Raw genomic sequence first — 21,182 nt, 5'->3', positions numbered from 1 at the left:
ACCCTCTTACCCACCCCCACGCTCTCCCGTTCGGTCCGCAGGTCCGCAGGTCCGCCCTCCCGCCCGGGTGCGGGCGGGAGGGCGGACCGTCGGTGCGGCGGTGCGTCAGTACTCGACCTTCATCGTCACCCCGCTGAAGCCCTGCTTGGCGTAGAGGCTGAAGTACACCCAGCCCGACGGCGGGTTGGTGACGGTCAGGGTCTCGGCGTTGCCGGCGTGGACGGACTTGGCGGTGTACGCGGTGTTGGTGGCCCAGCTGCGGCCGTTCCAGTAGAGGTCGGCGTTGCCGGTGCCGCCGCTGCTGGTGAGCTTGAGCTGCTTCACGCCGGCCGGCAGGTAGGCGAACATGTAGCTGACGTTGCCGGTGGTGGCGGCGACGCCGGTGCGGCGGCAGTTGCGGTCGTACTGCCGGACGTCGGCCGCGCCGCACAGCGGCAGGCCGCTGACGGTGAGCGTGCGGCTGAGGCTCGCGGTGGCGCCCTTGTTGTCGGTCACGGTCAGGGTCACCGGGTAACTGCCGGCCGCGGCGTAGGACTTGCTGGGGTTGGCGGCGGTGGAGGTGGTGCCGTCGCCGAAGTCCCAGCTGCGGGCGGCGATGGTGCCGTCCGGGTCGGTGGAGGTGTCGGCGAAGGCGACGGACAGGTCGCTGACCGCGGCCGTGAAGGCGGCCACCGGCGGCTGGTTGGTCTGGTTGCCGGGCTCGCAGGCGCCGGTGTTGCAGGCGGTCAGCCAGGCGGCGAAGTCCGCGTCGTAGCGGGTGCCGACGGTGGTGGTGAGGTAGGTCCGGGCGCCGGTGAAGTCACCGGTGCGGTACTTGGCGAGCACCGCGTCCAGGTCCGGCCGGTGCTTCTCGACCATGTAGCGGACCGCCAGGTAACCCCAGTTGTAGATCCGGGTCTGGTCGGCGTTGTCGTAGGTGGTGTCGAAGAGCGTGCGCAGGCTGTAGGTGTGCAGGCCGGCCTGGGTGATCGCGTCGTCGTAGCGGGCCCCCCGGTAGGAGTACGAGATGTACTCGGCCAGGCCCTCGCTCCACCAGACGGTCGGCGTGGTGGTGCCGGCGTCGAAGTTGCCGTACATGTCGTAGCGGCCGTCGAGGTAGTGGGTGTACTCGTGGTTGAGGTTCCACACCTGGAAAGCGGGCCGCAGCCACTCGGCCTCGTAGGCGATGAACCGGGGCTGGTTGCCGGCCGCGGCCGGGTCGCCCTCCAGGTACATGCCGCCGTTGTCGGTGGATATCCCGAAGATCGGTCCGGCGTAGGTCTGGTAGTCGCTGCTGGAGTGGAAGACGACCACCTCGATGGTGGTGTTGTTGTCCCCGGCGACCGGGCCGCTGTCCTTGAGGACGCTGTGGAAGTAGGCGTCCTGGTTGACCAGGCTGGTGCAGGTGGCGGCCAGGTCGGCGGTGGCGGCCTGCTGGGCGACGATCCGGATGCTGGGGCTGCAGGGGTAGTTGATGGTCAGGACGGCGGCGCGCAGCCGGGCGGCGAGGTCGCAGGTGCCGTAGTAGGCGCAGTCGGCCTGGTCGTAGGTGTCGGTGGCGACCGCGAGGTCGACCCACAGGGCGGAGCTGGGGCCGGTGATCGCGCTGCGGTCGAGCAGTCCCTTGACCTGCGGGCGGACCTTGGTGAGCAGCGGCTGGTAGCGCAGGAAGCGGCCGAGTTCCAGGCCGGCGTTGGCGGCCAGGTAGCCGCGGTCGCCGCCGAGCAGGCCGAAGTTGCGGACGGCGAAGTCGGTCAGGGTGTCGGTGATGCTGGGGTCGGCCTGGACGGCGGCCTGGTAGTCCGCGTTCTGGTGGCCGCGCCACAGCACGGTGTAGGTGTTGTTGACGGCGTAGAGCATCGACCACAGGCCGTCGTAGGAGCTGTTGTAGCCGTTCAGCAGCCGCTTGACGACGTACAGGTAGCGGGCGTTCTCGGCGGCGCTGTCGATCAGGGTGACGGCCTCGTACAGGATCTGGCCGTTGGCGTCGGTGACGTCGCCGGAGTGCGGCGCGGCGTAGAAGGTGTCCAGGGCGCCGCGGATGGCGGTCTTCAGGGCGGTGCCGTAGCTGCCGACGTCGGCGGGGTGGTACCACTGCACGAAGTAGCCGGCGCGCAGGAAGAGCACCAGCTGGCCGACGGAGGTGCTGTTGTCGCCGGGGTAGGCGGCGGAGACGTCGCGCAGCGCGTCGGCGACGGTGACCATCTGGGCCTCGCGGAAGACCGCGCCCGCGTCCGCGCCGGTGAGCGTGAACAGGGTGTTGACGCAGTCGGTGGGGACCGACTTGACCTGCTGGACCAGGGCTGCGCCGGACTTGGTGGCGAAGTCGGAGACGTTGCAGGTGGCGTCGAGGGCGCGGGGCGCGGCGGGGGCCTTGGGCTTGGCGTAGTCGGTGCGGGCGGTGGCCGGGTCGGCGCTGCGGGGGGCGCGGTCGGCGGGCGCGACGGTGCCGCCGAGGTGCTGGTCCTCGGCGGAGGGGGTGCCGGTGGCGGGGCGCGGCGGTGCTCCCGCCGGGGTCGCGGGTGCCGGTGCGGCGGGTGCGGCGGGGACGGCGGCCTGGCTTCTGGGGGAGAACAGGCCGAACGCCAGGCACAGGGCCAGGGCTGCGGTGAGCAGCAGCCGGGCGAGGTGTGGTGTGGCCGATGTCCGGAAGGAACTCACGTGGGGGCCTCCGGGCCGGTGGACGGCCGCGCGCGGACGCGGCCATGGGATGTGGGGGGGTGGCCGGGGTGGGGGTGCGGCCGGGGGAACCTCGGGCGGGCGGCGCGGCGGGGACCGTGCTGCCCGGCCCGACAGAGGGTGTGACATGTACAATTGCATGTATCACATGGCGTTGGGAAGACCCGGGGAGCCGTCAACTTGCACCCACGGACGGCCGGTTGGCACGGCCGGGCCGGGACGGGGGCCTCCGGACCACCGGGTGAAGAGTCGACGAACAGTCAGTCGCAGGGGTTGGAGAGCCCGTTACCGGCTAGTAGCCTACGGCGACGTGACCGAGACCCCTGACACCCTCTCCGCTGCCCGGCCGCGCCGCCGCCGGGTCCTCAAGGCCGCCGCGCTGACCGCGGGCGCCGTCGCCGTACCGCTGGGCCTCGGCGGGGCCACCGCCTCCGCCGCGCCCACGCCCCAGTTCCTGCACGGCGTCGCCTCCGGCGACCCGCTGCCGGACGGCATCCTGCTGTGGACCCGCGTCACCCCGTCCCCGGACGCCGTACCCGGCTCCGGCAGAGGCCAGGACATCGCGGTGGTCTGGCAGCTGGCCACCGACAAGGCGTTCACCGCCGTCGTCGCGAGCGGCACCGTCACCGCCACCGCCGCGTCCGACCACACCGTCAAGGCCGACGTCCGCGGCCTGACCCCCGACACCGGCTACTGGTACCGCTTCACCGCCGGCGGCGTCACCTCCCCCGCCGCCCGCACCCGCACCACCCCGGCCGCCGACGCCGCGCTGAGCCACCTGCGGCTGGGCGTCGCCTCCTGCGCCAACTGGGAGGCCGGCTACTTCTCCGCCTACCGCCACCTCGCGGCCCGCGGCGACCTCGACGCCTTCCTGTTCCTCGGCGACTACATCTACGAGTACAAGTCCGGCGAGTACTGCGCCCGCGGCACCGTGGTCCGCCCGCACGAGCCCGCCCACGAGATCACCACCCTCGCCGACTACCGCATCCGGCACGGCCGTTACAAGACCGACCCGGACCTGCAGGCGCTGCACGCCGCCATCCCGACCGTGGCGATCTGGGACGACCACGAGTTCGCCAACGACGCCTACTCCGGCGGCGCCGAGAACCACACCCCCGGCACCGAGGGCAACTGGGCCGACCGGGTCGCCGCCGCCAAGCAGGCCTATTTCGAGTGGATGCCGGTCCGCCCGTCCGTCGCCGGCACCACCTACCGCCGGCTGCGCTACGGCAAGCTCGCCGACCTGCACCTGCTGGACCTGCGCTCGTTCCGCTCCGAGCAGGTCAAGGCCGGCAACGGCGACGTCGACTCCGCCGACCGCACCATCACCGGCCGCGCGCAGCTGGACTGGCTGAAGGCCGGCCTGTCAGCCTCCGACACCACCTGGCGGCTGATCGGCAACGAGGTGATGATCTCCCCGGTCGCCTTCCTCTCGCTGCCCGGCTACCTGCTGCGCCCGCTCGCCAAGCTGCTCGGCCTGCCCGGCGAGGGCATCGCGGTCAACACCGACCAGTGGGACGGCTACACCCACGACCGGCGCGAACTGCTCGGCCACCTCAAGCAGAACGGCATCGGCAACACCGTCTTCCTCACCGGCGACATCCACTCCGCCTGGGCCGCCGACGTCCCGTACGAGGCCGCCACCTACCCGGCCTCGGGCAGCGTCGCCACCGAGTTCGTGGTCACCTCGGTGACCTCGGACAACATCGACGACGTCCTCAAGGTCGCCCCCCAGACCATCTCGCTGCTGGCCGTCGCCGCCCTGGAGGCCGCCAACCGCCACGTCAAGTGGATCGACCTGGACTCGCACGGCTACGGCGTCCTGGACATCACCCCGCAGGCCGCGCAGATGGACTACTACGTGCTGTCCGACCGGACCCGGCAGGACGCCACCTCCAAGTGGACCCGCTCGTACCGGACCCGCTCCGGCACCCAGCAGGTCGAGCGGGTCTACGCGCCCGTGAAGTGACACCCCGCCGGCCGTGCCGCCACCCGGGCCACCGGGCGGCGGCGCGGCCGGTTCCCGGTTCCGGTTCAGGCCTGCGGTACGGCCAGGCTGTAGCGCTGCTTCTCCTTGCGGGTGGCGCCGAGCCGGTCGTGGAAGCGGATCGCGCCCTCGTTCCAGACCGGCGTGTTCCACTGCACCTCGGCCAGCCCGCGGGCGCCGGCCTCGGCCACCACCGCGCCGATCACGAGACCGCCGAGGCCGAGGCCGCGGTGCTCGTCGCGCAGGTAGAGGCAGTCCAGGTGCAGGTGGGCCCGCCCCTGCCAGGTGCTGAACTCCTCGGTGCAGGTGGCGTACCCGGCCAGGACACCCCCCGGCAGCTCGGCCACCAGGCAGCTCAGCCGCGGCTCGGCCCGCTCGAACAGCTCGGCCGCCAGCAGCTCCGCCAGCCCCTCGGCGGGCGGCGCCGCCCGCTCGTACGCCGCGTGCTCGGCGGCCGGCACCGCCACCTGCGGCAGATCGGCCCGCACCGCCGCCCGGACCCGCGGACCGGCCGCGCCCAGGTCCGCCGAGCCGGTCGCCGGCGCGGTCACCGCGACTGCTCCGGGGCGAAGCGGGCGACCAGGTCGCCCGCGCCGAGCCGGCGCAGGGTGTCCGGCGCCGCGTCGAGCGGGCCGGGGCGGAGCCGGTAGAGCGTCCCGGACCGGCCCGCCGGCACCGGCAGGTCGCCGTCGACCAGGCAGAGCAGTCCGTCGGTCCCGGCCAGCCGGGCGGCCAGCGCCTCGCCGTCCAACCGCTCCTCGCCGTCCGGGCCGCTCAGGGTGCGCAGCCGGGCGGCGAACCGCCCGGCCGGCTCGTCGTCCGCCCGCCGCCAGGTCCGGACGGTCTTGCCGTCCCGGGCCCGGACCAGCACCTCACGCGCGTCGGCGGCGGCGGTGACACAGGCCAGGTCCCACAGGGTGGCCCGGGCGCCCGGCGCGAAGTGGGCCAGCACGTCGGCGCACAGCTGCCCGACCTGCGCGCCGTGCCGGGCGATGTCGTGGAAGCCGCCCGCGGCGGAGGTGTTGAGGTCGGTCCAGGTGTACCGGCGCTCCGCCAGGTCGACGATCATCGGCACGCACACCCGGGCGTCACCGGCCAGGTCCATCCGCTGGCGCACCGCCCTTGGGTCGAAGCCGTCGCCGGCCGGGCCGAGTGCGGCGAGGTCCATGAACCCGGTGAAGGCGTCGGTGAGTTCCTCGAAGGCGATGTCGTTGTACGCGAGGACGAGCACCACCGCGTAGCGCACACCGTGGCCGGCCAGCAGCTCCAGGTCCAGGTCGGCGAACTCGGTGGCGCCGTGCGGCGGCGGCGCGTCGACCAGGTCACCGGAGTGGACCGCGGCCCGCTGCCCGTACACCAGGGAGGTGAAGTCGCACAGCCCGGCGAGCTGCCAGTCGGCGCCGTACAGGGCGATCGACAGGTCGAGGTCGACCCGCAGCCCCTCGGGCTGCATCCAGTGCAGGAACAGCCGCAGCCGGCCGCCGTCCGGCAGCGGCTGCACGCTGCCGCGCGGCACGGGCACCAGCGTCTTGGCGGCCGCCCGTTCGGCGAACGGCGCCACCAGGTCGGCCAGTCCTTCGTCCAACAGTGCGGTCCCGGTGCCCCGCCCGGACGCCGGCCCCTGGGCCCGGCGCAGCAGTTCGGCCTCGATCAGCTCGCACACCGGCCCGCTCAGCTCCGCGGGCACCACCGTGCCGTGGTCCTCCCGGGCGTGGGCCAGCGCGACCGAGCCCCGCGGGAAGTACAGCCGCCGCTCGCCCGGGGTGCGCGGCCCGCGCAGCCGCCCGTACGCGCCGAGCAGCGGACCGGGTCCGACCGCGCGCAGCGCCTCCGCGACGGTCCGCAGGAACGCCTCGGGCAGCGGGCCGCCGGGCGCGGCGGTGGCGTGCACCCGCAGCAGGTGGTGGAGCCGGCGGACCAGCTCGCCCGGCCGGGCGGCCAGCAGTGCGGTGGCCCCGGCCGGGTCCCCGGCCGCGAGCCGGGCCTCGACCTGTCCGCCGAAGCCGGTGAAGCCGAGCCGGGTGCCGCGCTCGCGCCGGTCCACCCGCAGCGGCGCGGGCACGTCGAGGAGCCCGGCGGCGGCCGGGTGCGCCTCCAGGTCGGTCTGCCGCAGCAGTGCGAACGCGGCGGCCACCGACGGGAAGCGGCGGCGGTGCTCGGACGGGTGGAGCAGTTCGCCGGCCCGCAGCCAGGCCTGCCGGTGGCGCCGCAGGTCCTCGGCGAGCGCGGCGAGCGGCAGCGCGTCCAGCACGGCGAGCAGCGAACGGCGCAGCGGGCGCGGCAGGTTGCGCAGCCTGCGGGCGTTCGCGGGCAGCAGGTCGGGCTCGGCACCGGACAGCGCCCACAGGATGCGCAGCACGTCGGTGGCGGTGTCGACGTGGGCGCGCAGCAGCGCCTCGGCGCCCTCGGGTGCGCGGCGCACCAGGGCCGCGAGGACGGTGGCCCTGGTCTCGCGGACCGGGATCGCGTCGGGCAGCCGGTCGGCGAGGTCGGCGGGGGCGTGGGCGAGCAGCACGGCGAGGTCCTCGCGGTCCTGCGGTGGCAGCGGGGTGCGGCGGGCGAGCAGCAGCTCGAGTTCGGCCAAGGCCGCGGCGGCGGGGTCGGCGCCCTCGGCCAGGGTCAGCGGGACCAGGCTGCGCTGCCGGACCTCGGGTGCCACCACGCGGTGCGAGTACGGCGCCCGGCCGGGGCCCAGGCGGCGCTCGGCGGCCAGTTCGGCACCGCAGACCGGGCAGGCGGACAGCGGGGCGCCGTCCGCGGGGCCCGCCGGGTCCAGGCAGTCGGCGCAGACCAGGTGGGCGCAGGGCGCGAGGGCGCCGATGCCCGCCTCGGCGCCGGTGCGGCCGCACCGGACGCACGGCTGGTGGGGCTGGCTCAGCAGGAACTGCCGCATCTGCTCGGAGAAGTAGGACTGCGCGTCGTCGGGCACGCTGTCGGGGAAGCCGCGGAACAGCGGGCGGTGCCGGCGGTCCGCGCCGTACAGGGCGTCCAGCCGGGCCAGCAGCGTGGAGCCGAGCAGCGCCAGGTCGGTCGGGTGCAGGCGGGCCAGGGTGGCGCGCAGCGACGCGCCGAGCACGTGCCCGCGCTGGAGCAGGTCGCCGTCGAGGGCGGTGAGCCCGGCGGCGGACCAGCTGTCGGCGGCGGCGCCGAGCAGGGCCGGCGGGACGTGGACGGCGCCCCGACGGCGGAGCAGGAAGGTGTCGAGGTCCGGGTCGGCGACGGCCTGGGTGGCGCTGGTCATGCTGGTGGGGCCCCCTGGGGTGAGAGGCGCGGGGCGGAGAGTGGGCGCACTCGGTTCATTTACAGTGAGTTGGGAGAAGGAAGCACACCGCGGAGCCGCCCCGCGCAGTCGTCACCCTAGCCCACCGGCCGCCCCGGTAGAACGGCTTTGCGGACCCGGTCAGGACACCACGTCCTTGCGGGCGAAACCGCGGAACGCCAGCGCCAGCAGGACCAGCGAGTAGCTGACGGACAGCGAGGCGCCCTGGAGCATCCCGCCCCATTCCAGCTGCGGCTGCAGCGCGTCCGCCCAGGCGTAGTTCCAGTGCGCGGGCAGCCATTCGCGCAGGCCGCCGAGGGCGGTGATGGCGTCGAGCACCCCGGTGACGATGGTCAGGAACACGGCGCCGCCGACCGCGCCGAGCGGGGCGTCGGTGGCGGTGGAGAGCCAGAACGCCAGGGCGCCGACGACCAGTTCGGCGACCACCACGAAGGCCACCGCGAGGGCGAGCCGCGGCAGCGCCACCGAGGCGGGCAGGCTGGCGCCGGTGGGCAGCAACAGGTCGCCCCAGCCGTACGCGGCGGTGCCGACGCCCAGCCCGACCAGCGGCAGCAGCACGATCGCGGCCGCCGAGAAGGCCAGCCCGACGGTGAACTTGCGGGCCAGCAGCCTGGCCCGGGGCACCGGCGCGGCCAGCAGGTAGCGCAGCGAGGACCAGCTGGCCTCCGAGGCCACGGTGTCGCCGCAGAACAGCGCCATCGGGATGACCAGCAGGAAGCCGGTGCCCATGAAGAGCATGGTGGCGGCGAAGTTGGGCCCGGAGGCGGTGGCCAGCTCGATGAAGGTGGTGCGGTCCGGGCGGTCGGGGGTGCCGCCGATCTGGAAGGCGGCCAGCACGATGAACGGCATCGCGGCGAGCACCCCGCCGATCACCATGGTCCGGCGGCGGCGCAGTTGGCGGACGGCCTCGACCCGCAGCGGCAGGGTCCGGCCGGGCCGGTAGCCCGGGGCCGCGGCGGTGTCGGCGGGCGCGGGGGCGGGGGCGGTCATGCCGTTCCTCCGATCAGTGACAGGAACGCGTCCTCGAGTCTGCGGTGCGGCCCGAACCGCTCGACCGGGACGTCCAGCCGGACCAGTTCGACCAGCAGCTCACCGGCGGTCAGGCCGTCGAGGCGCACCAGCAGCCCGCCGTCGACCACCTCGGCGGAGGCGACCCCGGTCAGCGCGGCCACCTTGTCGGCGGCCACCGCCCGGCGGTCGCCGCCGAACCCGGCGGGGGTGGCGACCAGCAGCACCTCGCCGGCGCCGACGATGTCCGCGACCTCGCCCGCGACGACCAGCCGGCCGCGGTCCATCACCACCAGGTGGGTGCAGCTCTGCTCGATCTCGGAGAGCAGGTGGCTGGAGACGATGACGGTCCGCCCGGCGGCGGCGTACCGGATCATGACCTCGCGCATCTCGCGGATCTGCGGCGGGTCGAGGCCGTTGGTCGGCTCGTCCAGGATCAGCAGGTCGGGCAGGCCGAGCATGGCCTGGGCGATGGCCAGGCGCTGGCGCATGCCCTGGGAGTAGGTACGCACCGCCCGGTCGAGCGCCTCGCCGAGGTCGGCGATGGCCAGCGCCTCGTCCAGGTGGGCGTCCTCGGCCGGACGGCCGGTGGCCCGCCAGTACAGCCGCAGGTTGTCCCGGCCGGTGAGGTGCGGGAGGAAACCGGCGCCCTCCACGAACGAGCCGACCCGCGACAGCACCGGGGAGCCGGCGCGGACCGCGTGCCCGAAGATCCGGATCTCGCCGGCGTCGGGGCGGATCAGCCCCATCAGCATCCGCAGCGTGGTGGTCTTGCCCGCGCCGTTGGGTCCGAGCAGGCCGAGCACCTGGCCCTGCTCGACCGTGAAGCCCAGGTCACGGACGGCGTACCGGTCGGCGGCGCCGCGGTAGCGCTTGCTCAGACCGGTGATCTGCAGCGGGACACCGGCCAGCGCCGGGTCGGGCGCCCGGTGCCGCAGGCGGCGCCGGGGCAGCAGCAGGAGGGCGGCCGCGCCGAGCGCGACCAGCGGCAGCAGCCAGGTCCGGGCGGGCAGCGGGGCGGCCTCGGTGTGCAGCGCCGCCACGGTCGGTACGGTGAGCGGCCCGTCCGCGGAGATCCGGTAGGTGGCGCTCTGCGCGGGCGAGGCGTACGCCAGGTCAGTGGCGGCCAGCACCAGGCGCAGCCGGTGGCCCGCCTCGAAGGTGTGGTCGACCGCGGGCAGCGTGATGTCGACGCTCCGCCCGCCGGGCGCGTCGGCACCGGTCACCCGCAGCGGCGCGACCAGCTGCTGGGGCAGCGCCTGCTTGCCGTCCGGTGCGACGTCGTACAGCTTGGCGAAGAGCACCGCGTCGGGGCGGTCGGCCCGGACCGTGATCCTGGTGGTGGGCGCGCCGGTGAGGTGCAGGCCCGCGTCGAGCGGCGCGGAGTCGAAGGAGGCGTACTGGCCGGGGAAGTCCAGCGCGAGGCCGGCGCCGAGCGCGGAGGCCTGGGCGAGGGCGCCGATGCCGGGCACGGTGGAGATGTCGGGCGGGGTGCCGCCCGGCGGGTTGGCGATCTCCTGCGGGGCGCCGCCCAGCGGGACGGTACGGGAGCCGGTGCCGCCGAGCCCGGGGTAGGCGGCGGCGTCGGCGCCGCGCAGCACGGCCTGGAACCCGGTGGAGTCGACGCCACCGGTCCGGGTGACCCGGAACGCCGGGCCGGTGTCGGTGCCGGTCCGCTGCTCGAGGTAGCGGTCGAACCAGGCGGTGACCCGGTCGTCGACCCGGGCACTGCCCTCGGTGCCGCCGTCGTGGCCGCCTGCGAACCAGTCGACGGCCACCGGCGCGCCGTTGGCGGCGACCGCGCGGGCGATCTCGTCGCCCTGGTCGAGCGGGAAGAGCGAGTCCTGCTGGCCCTGCACCACCAGGGTGGGGACCTTGATCCGGTCGCCGACCGAGGACGGGCTGGACCGCTCCAGCATCGCGACCGCGTCGGGGTCGGCGTGCCCGGCGGTGGCCACCCGGTCGTACATCGCGCACAGCTCGTCCAGGAACCGGCCGCAGCCGGTCGGGCCCTGCGCCGGAGCGCCGCCGGGACGTCCGCCGGGGCCGGCCGAGGGGTCGGCCGCCGAGCCGGTGGTGAAGAAGATCCCGGCCCACAGCTTCTTGAACACCCCGTCGGCCGCGCCGCCGCCCTGCACCCCCTGCGGGAACAGCGCGTCGGCCAGGTTCCACCAGGTGATCTGGGTGGCCACCGCGTCGATCCGGGGGTCGTACGCGGCGCCGAGCAGCGCCACCCCGCCGCCGTACGAGGCGCCGGTGATGCCGACCCGCGGGTCACCGGGTCCGTCCAGCCGCACCTCGGGTCGCTGGGCCAGCCAGTCGACCAGGTGCCGGACGTCCTGCACCTCGCGGTCGGGCGCGTCCAGGCCGATCTTCCCGCCGGACTTGCCGAAACCGCGGGCGGACCAGGTCAGCACCGCGTAGCCGGACCTCGCCAGCTGCTCGGCGCGCGCCCGCTCTCCCTCCTTGGAGCCGCCGAAGCCGTGCGCCAGCAGGACGGCCGGGCGCGGCCCGGAGCCGGTGGTGAAGAACGAGGTGTCGATCGGCACGGTCGCGGCGCTGCCCGGGGTCTCGGGCAGGTCCAGCACCCGGTCCTCCCGGCGCACCGCCTGGCCGGAGCCCGAGGCCGCCACCGCGCCGAGCCCGCCGAGGACGGCGAGCAGCGCCAGCAGCAGCCCGATCACCACCGCCCGCCGGCCCGCCGGCCACCTGCGCCACACCCCACCGAGACCCATGGTGACCGATCCTATGCACCGCTCGGGTAGGACGGTGATAAGCCCCCCGGCGGCGCACCCGCCGCGGGCGCTGGACCGGCCGGGTGGCAGCGGCCATAGTGACCACCATGGCCTCTCTCATCCGTCAGGTGACCGTCGACTGCGCCGATCCGTACGCGCTGGCCGGATTCTGGGCAGCCGTCCTGGACTCCCGGATCCACCCGGACGACGGGCCCGAGGATCCCGAGGTGCTGGTCGAGTCCCCGGGCGGCCGGGTGCTGTTCATCGCCGTCCCCGAGGGCAAGACCGTCAAGAACCGGCTCCACCTGGACCTCCAGCCGCAGGACCGGACCCGCGACGAGGAGGTCGACCGGCTGCTCGCCCTCGGCGCCGCCCTGGCCGACGACCGGCGCAACCCCGACGGCTCCGGCTGGGCGGTGCTCACCGACCCCGAGGGCAACGAGTTCTGCGTCGAGCGCAGCGCCGCCGAACGGGCCGCCACGGCCTGACGCGCCTCCCGGCCCGACGGCCCGGACCGCCCGGACGGCCCGGGTCACGGCAGCTTGGCCGCCAGCAGGTCGATCTGCCGGATGTCGGGGGCCACGGCCAGCATGGTGGGCGCCGCCTCCATCAGGGCGGCCGCGATCCGGCCCTGCAGGTGGGCGGCGCGGCCCTGCTCGTCGGCGAAGGTGTCGAAGACGCCGAAGGTGGTGGCGCTCTCCCGGAAGGAGAACCACGCCAGGGTCCGCTCCTCCTCGTTGGCGAGCGCGACGGCGTCGCGCAGCATCGCGCCGACCTGCTCGGCGTACTCGGGCTTGGCTTCGATCCGGACCAGCAGACCGATGGTCATACCGCTGCTCATGCTCACTCCCTGCCTGGACACCGTCACCCTGAGTGGTGACGCCAGTGCATCGTAGGACGGCGGGCCCGGGGCGGGAGGGAGCGCGGCGGGCCGCCCGGCGCCGTTTCGGCGCCGGGCGGGTGAGCCGGCCGGATCGGCCGAGGACCTACCAGAGGTCGTCGGGGTCGAAGTTGGCCATGTCCGCGTCGCTCTCCTCGTCGGAGCTGTGGCTCGTCTGCGCGGGCTGCTGCGGCGGCGGGGGCGCCGCGGCAGCCGCAGCCGCCGCCTCGGCCCGGGCCCGGCGGGCCGCCTCGAACCGCTCCTGCATCTGCTGCTGTTCCAGCAGGCGCTGCGCCTCCTTCTCCTCCCGCTGCCGCTGCTGCTCGGCGGCCCGTGCGGCCCTGGCCTCCCGCTCGGGCGCCTCCTGGCGCCACTTGACCTGCTCCTGGGCCTGCGAGTGGATGCTCTCGTCGGTCAGGACGTGCGGGTTGTCCATGTGCAGCAGACCCATCAGCAGCTGGTCCTGCCGCCAGTCCAGCGCCCGGCCGTTGACCTCCGAGGTGTACTGCTGGAACCGGGAGTCCGGTGTGCGGTAGCCGCGCAGCACCTCGGCGATGTCCTCCACGGCCTCGGGCTTCGGCTCGTTGGAGAGATCACCCAGCTGCTCGGAGACCTCGTTGGCGTAGAACCGCTCGTTCGCCCGGACCTCCTGCGACAGCGTCTCGAAGTTCTGCCGGACCACGTCGGAGCGGCCCAGGCTGGTCGACGGCGTCACATTGGTGCGGATCATCTCCCCTTCCCAGGTCTTCTTGTCCATCGCGAGCTTCAGTGCCTGAGCGTCGTCCGGGTCCAGGCCCCGGCTGAGGATCTCGTACACCCGGTCGAACCCTGCCTGCGTCTCGCCGGGGGTCGGCGGCCGGTCACGGTCGGTGTGATGGGTGAGCGCGTTGCCGAAGTCCTGCAGCTTGTCGACGGGCATGGTGAACTTCCCGCCGCCCGTGTGCTGGTTGGCCTCCTTGGCCCAGCCGTCGACGATGTCCCGGCCCCACTTCACCTTGCCGAGCTGCTTGTGCGGCTCGGAGTGCTCGGCGGCGGCGGACCACTCGGTGCCCGCGTTCATGCCGTCCGTCGCCTTGGTGAGGTCGCCGTTGACGCCCAGCGCCTGCGCGGAGCGCTCCAGCACCGACGCGTCCTCGCGGGCCTGCGCCGCGGCGTCCCGCAGGGTCCGGGCGACCTGCGGGTCCGGGTGGTCCTGCGCCAGCCGGTCGACGCCGGCGGCGGCGTCCCGCAGGCTGTCGGCCGCGTTGCGGTAGTCCTCGTGCGACGGCGACTCGTTGCGCCAGGTGGCCCGGTCCCAGGCGTCCCGGGCGTGCGACAGGTCCGGCACCGAACCCTCCCCGTCCCGGCCGAGGGCGTTGGCCACCCGCGCCTGCAGCAGGTCCGCCGCCGCGGGCTCGTGGATCCGCGGGTAAGGGGTCGTACCGACGTTGGGCGACAGGTACGGACGCCCGGTCAGCTGGCTGGCGTTGGTGGTGTTGGCGCCCTCCTGGATGGCCGGCAGGTCACCGAGCTGGAACAGCTTCTCGAAGTTGGACTGCGAGGTGCCGTCGCTGCGGATGAGCAGCACCTCGCCGTCCTTGAGCTCGGACATCATCCGGGAGACGTCCTCGGCCCCCAGGTCCGCGAGGTTCGCCCGCTTCAGCCAGCTGGGCTCGAACTTCGGCGCGTAGCCGATCTCGCGCCCGCCGACCTCCACCATCACGGCCGGCTTGCCGTACGTCTTCACCCCGTCGACCTCGTGCGCGCCCGACTCGCGGATCGCGGACGCCAGGTACTCCGGGCCGCTGGCGCGCAGCCGGTCCTCCATCCGGGCCAGCCCGTAGACCGGCATCATGTCGACCTTGCCGCCGGCCACCGAGTCGGCGATCGACTGCAGCTTGGGGTCGTCGGGGAAGGCCACCTTCTCGGGCGTCCGGATGTCGAACTGGTACAGGCCGTGGTCCGGGCTGACCCCCGCGTCCATGTGGTGCGCGGTGTAGTTCGGCGTGCCGTCCTCGCCCGGCGTCCGCTCGTAGACGGCCCGCGGGTGGCCCCAGGCGTACGGCGTGAGCAGCATCGCCTTGTCGGCGCCCGTGAACGACAGCAGTGCGGCGGCCGACTTCGGGTTGGCCTCCAGGCTGTCGCTGGCCGCGACGAAGGTCGGCCCGCGGCCGAGGTCCGGCCGCACGGGCTGCTCGTACGTGGTCTCGTGGTCGAGCTCCTTGTCCACGTAGACCGGCTCGTTGACCCGGAGCTCGTCCCGGTCGAGCATCCGCTCCAGCCGCTCCCGCACGCTGTGCGGCGCGACCATCTGGATCTCGCCCCCGTAGCCCAGCTCACGCAGCGAGCGGACCAGCGTGATCGCCGCAGCCTGGTGACCGGAGCCGGGACCCGACTCGACCACGACCGTGACCGACTCGTGCTGCTGGAGCTTGTCGAAGACGTCCTGGCGGGCCTGGATCTCCTCACGCGACGGCGGGTTGCCGCCCCGCCGCTCCGCGATGACGTCGTGCAACGCCTGGGCGTGCTCGGGCCGTTCACGTCCCAGACCCCACAGCGCGTGCTCCGGGATCTCCTTGCCGAGCGCGTGCACCGCGCCCGTCCCGTGCTGGTCCACCCAGCGGGCGAGGTCGTCGACCTTGCCGTTGCGGGCGTTGCGGACCAGGTCCTGCACGTCGTGCGTCCGGTCCTCGCCGAGGCCGAGCTGTTCGCGCAGCTGGTCCGCCCGGTCCTCGGGCGAGTCCAGCAGCCGGCGCTCGGAGCCCCAGCCGGGCCGCGGCGTGCGCTCCGACGGGAGGTCCCGGGAGCCGGTGGTGTCCTCGTGCGGCGTGACGGTGTCGTGGGTGCCGTCGGTGTGGGTGTCGTGGGTCTGCGCGTCGTGGGTCTGCGGGTCGTGGGTGTCGTGCGTCTGGTGGTCCTGGGTGTGGTCCACCGTCGGGTGCGTCTGGTCGGCGGACCCGTTGCCGTGGGTGTCGGACGGCGGCATCGGGGGCGGCGGCGGGACGTCCGCGTGCAGCAAACCCTCGGGGCCGGTCCGCACCGGCGGGGCCGGCGGCGCGGGCGGCGGCGGGGGCGCCTGGGTGTGCGGGGTCACCGGATCGGCGAACGGGTCGTCCGGGTGCCGGTTGGAACCCTGCGAGGCCGACGAATCGTGCGAGTCGTGCGAGCTGATGCTCGCCGTGTCGGAACCGTCGTCCGAACGGTCCGACGGGTCCCGGAACGGGTCGTCCGGGTGCCGGTTCGAACCCTGCGAGTCCAGCGAATCGTGCGAGTCGTGGGAGCTGATGCTCGCCGTGTCGGAACCGTCGTCCGAACGGTCCGACGGATCCCGGAACGGGTCGTCCGGGTGCCGGTTCGAACCCTGCGAGGCCGACGAATCGTGCGAGTCGTGCGAGCTGATGCTGTCGGCGTCCGAGTCGTGCGAGTGCACACTGCCCGTGCCCGTGCCCGTACCTGTCGGGTGCACCGGGCCGGTGCCCGTGCCCGTCGGGTGCACCGTGCTGCCCGAGCCGCCGGCCGCGGCCGCCGGGTCCGGGACGGGCGGGGCGGGACGGGTCGGCGCCGGCGGCCGCGGCGGACCGGACGGGTCCTCGTCGCCGAAGAGGTTGCGCAGGCCGCGCAGACCGTCGTTCTCGTCGACCGGGTTGGCCCGGATGGGCTCCGGGTCCGGACCGTAGAGACGTTCCAGCAGCGGCAGCAGGTCGGGCTCGTTGGCCCGCACCCAGTCGGCGCCGTTGTTCCGGGGCTCCCCGGTGTACGGGTCGTTGCCGTGGTTGGTGCCGAGATAGGCGTTGGTGACCTGGGCGAAGTACTCCTGCTCGTCACGGGAGGCGTAGTTGTCGCCGTTCTGCCCGTCCGGCCGGCGCGCACCGTCGGTCCACTGGATCGGGCTCTCCTCGCCGAAGGTCCGCGCCAGGTGGTCGGCGTCGATCTTGGCCTGGTAGGAGTCCGTGATGAGCTGACGATCCGACGGGCCCAGCGCCTGCCGGTGGATGGTGTGGGCGAACTCGTGGGTCGTGGTGGAGTAGCCGTCGTCGTAGTGCGACATGCCACCGACCGTGGTGTGCTCCCCGAGCAGGTTCTCCTCGGTGGCGGCGGCCCGGCGACCACCGGAACCACGCACGTCCTCCCACTTGCGACCGCCACCCGCGTCGCCCGCGGCCTCGGTGCCCCGCAGGTTCCGGTACGGCGCGGCCTCGGTCATCGGAACGTCCTTGGGCACCACGTACATGCCCGCTCGCCCCTTGAGCAGCGTCGCGGTCACCTCCGGGTCCTGGAGCATCTGGGAGAGGTTCTTCTCCGCCTCGCTGCGGGCCGCGTCGTGGTCGCTGACCCGCGGGTCGACGTCCACCATCAGGCGGGCCGCCGTCCGCGCGAACTCCTGCGGCGACAACGTGTTGCGCAGGTTGTCGACCAGCGGTTCGTTGGAGGCCAGCCAGCGGCGGTACTCCGGCCGCAGGTTCCCGAGGGCCTCCATCCGGTCGTGCTCGCTCATCCGCGGCATGTCGGCGACCAGACGGTCGGCGTTCGGCGGCTGGGTCATCAGGAAGCGCTGTTCCCGGCCGAGGTCGGTGATCGTCCGGCCGACCTGCCCGTCGTTGTCCGTGTTCAGTCGGCCGAGTTCGGCCTCCCGCTCCAGGCGGCGCTGCTCGAAGATGTCCGGGCGCGGCGCGGTGTGCTGACCCTGGTTCTGGCCCGGAGTCTGGTTGGGGCCGTGACCGTGTGCCTGACCGGTGCCGCCACCGGCGACCGGGCCGAGGGAGGACCCGGGGTTGACCGGGCCGAGCCCGCCGTGCGCCGGCGCCGGCACCGGGGTGCCGGTCGACGTGGAGGCGTGGTTCTGGCCCTGGTTCGGCGCGGCCGGGGGCGGCGGCGGAACCTGCCCGTGGGCGCCGGCGGCGGCCGCAGGCTGCCGGGACGGAGCCGGGGGCGTGGGAGCGGGCGAAATCCGGTCGGCGCCGCGGGCGCCCGCCGGACGGTTCAGACCGCCGGTGGCCGACGGCTGCACCGGACCGAGACCGCGCTGGCCACCCTGGCCGGCGGCGGGCGCCGTCCGGGTGGGCGCCTGCGGCGGCGGCGCGGCCGCGGAGCCGTGCGGCGTCGCGCCCGGCACCCCGCCGGCCGGAGTCGGTACATGGACCCCGCCCGCGCCCGGAACGCCCTGCGGCGGCACGGTCGCGGCGGTGGAGGCATCGGCCGGGGGCGGCGGCGGTACGGCCGACGGGTCGGTGGTGCGTGAGGTGTGGTCGCTGCCACCGCTGGTGGGACGCACGGTCGGCACGGAGAGCCCGCCGAGACCGGCGGTCTCCACCCTGGTGGGGCCGTTGTCGGAGTCCCGCGGAACGGGACCGCTCTCACCACCGGCCGACTGGTGCGGCACCGACGCGCCGGACGAACCGGACGTGCCGGACCCGGTCACATGTCCCGCGGACGGCACCGCCGAACCGGCGGACGGGTGCACCTGCGCGGCGGGCGCCTCGTGCGGGACCTGCGAAGCGGGCACCTCGTGCGGGGCCGCGGACGGGATGTGCTCCGAGCCACCCGAGTGCACGGGAGGCACCGTGGCACCCTCGTGCGGGGCCGCGCTGGTGACGTGTTCCGGGGCGCCCGGCTGCACGGTCGGCTCCGCAGCCGGCGGACGGACCTCGGCGAACGGGGCCTGCGTGTGCTGCTGCGCGACCGGCGCCGGCTCGGCGGGCCGGGGGGCGTTGTGCTCGGTCGTGCTGTTGTGCTCGACCGGCGGGGTGTGCTCGGCCGCCGGCGTGGGCTCGACCCGAGCGCCGCCCTCCGCCGGGGACAGGTGGTCGGCCGGCGCGTTGTGCGCCACCGGCGCAACCCGCTCCGTCGGCACATTGTGCTCGACCGGCGGGGTGCGCTCGGCCGTGCTGTTGTGCTCGGCCGCCGGGGTGTGCTCGGCCGCCGGCGTGGGCTCGACCCGGGCACCGCCCTCCGCCGGAGCGTTGTGCTCCGTCGGGGCGCCGCGGTCCACCGGGGCGCTGTGCTCGGACGGGGCGTTGTGCTCGGCCGGCGGGGTGTGGGAGGTGGTCTCCGTACCCGCGGGGTGGCTCGTACCGGCCGCCGGGGCCTGGTGCTGGACGGAGCCCGAGGTTTCGGCCGGGGGCGTGGCGTGGTCCGGTGCGGCATGGACCTGCGCTCCGCCGCCGGGAGCCTCCGAAGTGACGTGGCCTCCGGAGGCGGCCGGACGGTCCGAGCCGAACGGTACGAGGCCGCCGGTGCTGCTGCCGCCGCTCCTGGTCGCGGAACCGCCGCCCTCGCCGGAGTGGCCCGCACCCGCGATGCTGCCGCCACCGGTACCGGCCGACGTGCTCGACCCGCTCGGAGCGGTCTCCGGGCCGCCATGGGTGGACGGGCCGGAGCTCGGCCCGTGGTACGCCGACGCGGAGGTGTCGGGCTTGGAGAACGTCGGGGTGCCCTCGCCGTGGCTCCCCCCGCCCGTCGACGAGCCGCCCACCGAAGGCCCGCCCACCGACGAACCGCCGACCGAACCGCCGATGTGCGCACCGCCGATGGGCGCGCCGCCCTCCGGGGCACCGCCCTTGGGCGGCGGGCCCGCGTGCGGGGTCGGAATGTTGCCGGGGCCGTTGAACTTGCCCTTGATGTTGGACGCACCGGCCTTCAGGCCGACCGCGGCACCGCCGCTGAGGCCCGAGCCGAGCAGGCTGCCGCCCTCGACGTGGCCGGTGGTGATCAGCTGGGTGGAGACGTCCGCACCGACGCCGACCGCCGCACCGTGCACCATCTTGCCCGGGACGGTCTGCATCGCACTGGCCAGGCCGAGCTTCCCGCCGGCCCCGCTGAGGCCCTTGCCGATCAGGTGGCCGCTGGCGCCGGCGACGGCGCCGCCGAGGGCGTTCTGCCCGACCTCCTTCATGTCGATGCTCTTGCGGTGACCCTCCATCACCTCGATGCCCTGGGCCAGCACGTTGATGGCGGCCATCTGCGCAGCCTGCTTGGCCGCGAACTCCAGGGCTTCCTTGAGCAGCGTCTTGAGGATCTGCTGGACGACGGTCCGGCTGATGCCGACCGCGACCGGGATCTGGGCGAGCGACACACCGGCCGTGAACGGCGCCTCCGCCTCGGCGGTGGCGATCTCGAAGGCCAGGATGCCGAGTTGGGCGATGATCTGGATCTTCGCGGTCTCGGCGGAGTTCGCCATCGCCTCCAGCATGTCGCCCATGCCGTTGCACGCCTGGACGAGACCGGGGAAGTACCCGGGGTCCGACTCGGTGCCCTTGCCGACGGTGAACTGGTCCCAGTGCTTGCCGAGCGCCTTCGCGGCCTCGCCCTCCTGGCCCTCCAGCGCACGCTTCAGCGCGGCGTCCGCGGACTTGCCCGCGTCCTCCAGCGTCTCGGCGCCGCTGCGCCAGCGCTCCGCCATGTCGCGGAGCATGTCTTCGTCGGCCTCCGGCCAGCGGGTGCCGGCCAGGAGGAGGAGCACCCACTGCAGGGGCTCGGGCAGCTCGACTGCCATGTGATCAAGCCCTTCCGGTGGTGTGCGTGCTCGGGCGGCCGTGGGCGATGCTGCCCAGGGCGCCGGTGGGGATCGTCGGGTTGACGGGCGCGGAGTACGTCCCGACCTGCGGTGCGGCCGCCACCTCCCCGCCGCCGTCGCTCTTGAAGACGTCGGTGGTGGCGTCCTCGGCGTAGCGGTAGTTGTCGGCCATCGCCTTCAGGCCGTCCGCGATGTACTTGACCGCACCGGGCATGCCCTTGAGGCCCTTGAGGGTCTCGGTGCTGTACTTCAGGTAGCCCTTCTCCCCCTCGGCGAACTTCTTCCCCGACTCGTCGTTGCCCCAGGGGGCCGTGGACTGGGTGTGGTCCAGGAACGCGGTCAGACCGGTGACCAGCTGGGAGAGTTGGTCGGCGGCGGCGAGCAGCGGGCTGACCGCGGCCTGGTACTGGGCGGGGTCGACCCTGAAGCCGGTACCGGCCGATCCCCCGGAGCCGCCGGAGCCCTGCGGTGCCTGCTCGGCGGCCGGCGCGCGGCGCTTGGCCGCCTCGCCGCCGTCCGGATCGGTCGCCGCGGCGCCGCGCGTGGCGGCGAGGCCCGGGCCGGACGCGCCACGCCGGACACCCTCCGTCGGGCTCAGCTCGCCCTCCCGCGGCATGACATGGGCGGCCTCGGTCGGTCGCAGCGCGTCCTGCGAGGCGAGGTGGGCCTGCTCCGGCTGCAGCGCGTCCCGCGACGCCAGCCGTGCCGTCTCCACCGGATGCATAGGCTCGCCGCGCTCCATCGGACGCAGCTGCTCCATCGGCTCCGCCCGCTCCATCGGACGCAACTGCGCCGTCTCCACCGGATGCAGCGGCTCGCCGCGCTCCATCGGACGCAACTGCTCCATCGGCTCCGCCCGCTCCATCGGACGCAACTGCGCCATGGGCTCCGCCACGTCCATCCGGCGCAACTGCTCCACCGGCTCCGCCACGTCCATCCGGCGCAGCTGCTCCACCGGCTCGACCTGTTCCGTCGCCATCAGCCGGGGTTCGGTCACGGCCTCGACGCTGTCGCGCATGGTCGCGCGGACCGGCTCCGTGCGTGCCTGCTCATCCATGGCGCTTCCAGTTCAGGGGGGTTCGGGTTCCGGCGGGGTGACCGGGACGGTGGTGTCGGGTGGTGGGGAACGGGCGGTGCGGCCG

10 protein-coding genes are annotated in these 21,182 nt (G+C 74.5%); 2 read left to right on the top strand and 8 right to left on the bottom strand.

Features of this window, described 5'->3' with window-relative positions; all coding sequences use genetic code 11:
* Positions 1 to 105: 105 nt before the first annotated feature.
* On the bottom strand, positions 106 to 2,640 hold the full coding sequence (locus AB0D08_RS01740; RefSeq protein ID WP_359885917.1) for a collagenase: 2,535 nt from the start codon (positions 2,638 to 2,640) through the stop codon (positions 106 to 108).
* A 328-nt stretch (positions 2,641 to 2,968) separates the two neighbouring features.
* On the opposite strand from AB0D08_RS01740, the gene AB0D08_RS01735 reads away from it, so the two are divergent.
* Complete coding sequence (locus tag AB0D08_RS01735; RefSeq protein WP_359885916.1) at positions 2,969 to 4,627, top strand: alkaline phosphatase D family protein; 1,659 nt, start codon at positions 2,969 to 2,971, stop codon at positions 4,625 to 4,627.
* A gap of 65 nt (positions 4,628 to 4,692) precedes the next feature.
* On the opposite strand, the gene AB0D08_RS01730 is transcribed toward AB0D08_RS01735, so the two are convergent.
* From AB0D08_RS01730 to AB0D08_RS01715, 4 genes are all read right to left on the bottom strand, one after another.
* On the bottom strand, positions 4,693 to 5,196 hold the full coding sequence (locus AB0D08_RS01730; protein ID WP_359885915.1) for a GNAT family N-acetyltransferase: 504 nt from the start codon (positions 5,194 to 5,196) through the stop codon (positions 4,693 to 4,695).
* Complete coding sequence (locus AB0D08_RS01725; protein WP_033818045.1) at positions 5,193 to 7,886, bottom strand: MXAN_6230/SCO0854 family RING domain-containing protein; 2,694 nt, start codon at positions 7,884 to 7,886, stop codon at positions 5,193 to 5,195. Before AB0D08_RS01725 ends, AB0D08_RS01730 begins: the two co-directional genes overlap by 4 nt.
* Before the next feature lie 159 nt (positions 7,887 to 8,045).
* Positions 8,046 to 8,915: an ABC transporter permease gene (locus AB0D08_RS01720; RefSeq protein ID WP_359885914.1), complete on the bottom strand. Its 870-nt coding sequence runs from the start codon at positions 8,913 to 8,915 to the stop codon at positions 8,046 to 8,048.
* On the bottom strand, positions 8,912 to 11,668 hold the full coding sequence (locus AB0D08_RS01715) for an alpha/beta fold hydrolase (protein ID WP_359885913.1): 2,757 nt from the start codon (positions 11,666 to 11,668) through the stop codon (positions 8,912 to 8,914). The genes AB0D08_RS01720 and AB0D08_RS01715 overlap by 4 nt, the downstream gene beginning before the upstream one ends.
* 107 nt (positions 11,669 to 11,775) lie before the next feature.
* On the opposite strand from AB0D08_RS01715, the gene AB0D08_RS01710 reads away from it, so the two are divergent.
* A complete protein-coding gene (locus AB0D08_RS01710; RefSeq protein ID WP_033818046.1) occupies positions 11,776 to 12,156 on the top strand; it encodes a VOC family protein in 381 nt (126 codons plus the stop codon).
* Positions 12,157 to 12,200: 44 nt separating this feature from the next.
* Here the strand turns inward: AB0D08_RS01710 and AB0D08_RS01705 are convergent, their stop codons facing one another.
* The 3 genes from AB0D08_RS01705 to AB0D08_RS01695 form a co-directional block, all read right to left on the bottom strand.
* Positions 12,201 to 12,497 (bottom strand): antibiotic biosynthesis monooxygenase, encoded by a 297-nt coding sequence (locus tag AB0D08_RS01705; protein ID WP_033818042.1) that lies wholly within the window; start codon positions 12,495 to 12,497, stop codon positions 12,201 to 12,203.
* Between the two features lie 157 nt (positions 12,498 to 12,654).
* A complete protein-coding gene (locus tag AB0D08_RS01700) occupies positions 12,655 to 20,019 on the bottom strand; it encodes a hypothetical protein (protein WP_359885912.1) in 7,365 nt (2,454 codons plus the stop codon).
* Positions 20,020 to 20,023: 4 nt separating this feature from the next.
* Entirely contained in the window at positions 20,024 to 21,097 is a 1,074-nt protein-coding gene (locus AB0D08_RS01695) for a hypothetical protein (RefSeq protein WP_359885911.1), read from the bottom strand.
* Between the last annotated feature and the right edge of the window lie 85 nt (positions 21,098 to 21,182).

This window comes from Kitasatospora sp. NPDC048540, from assembly GCF_040651175.1.
Lineage (GTDB): Bacteria > Actinomycetota > Actinomycetes > Streptomycetales > Streptomycetaceae > Kitasatospora.
This window is presented reverse-complemented; position numbering and strand designations above follow the sequence as displayed.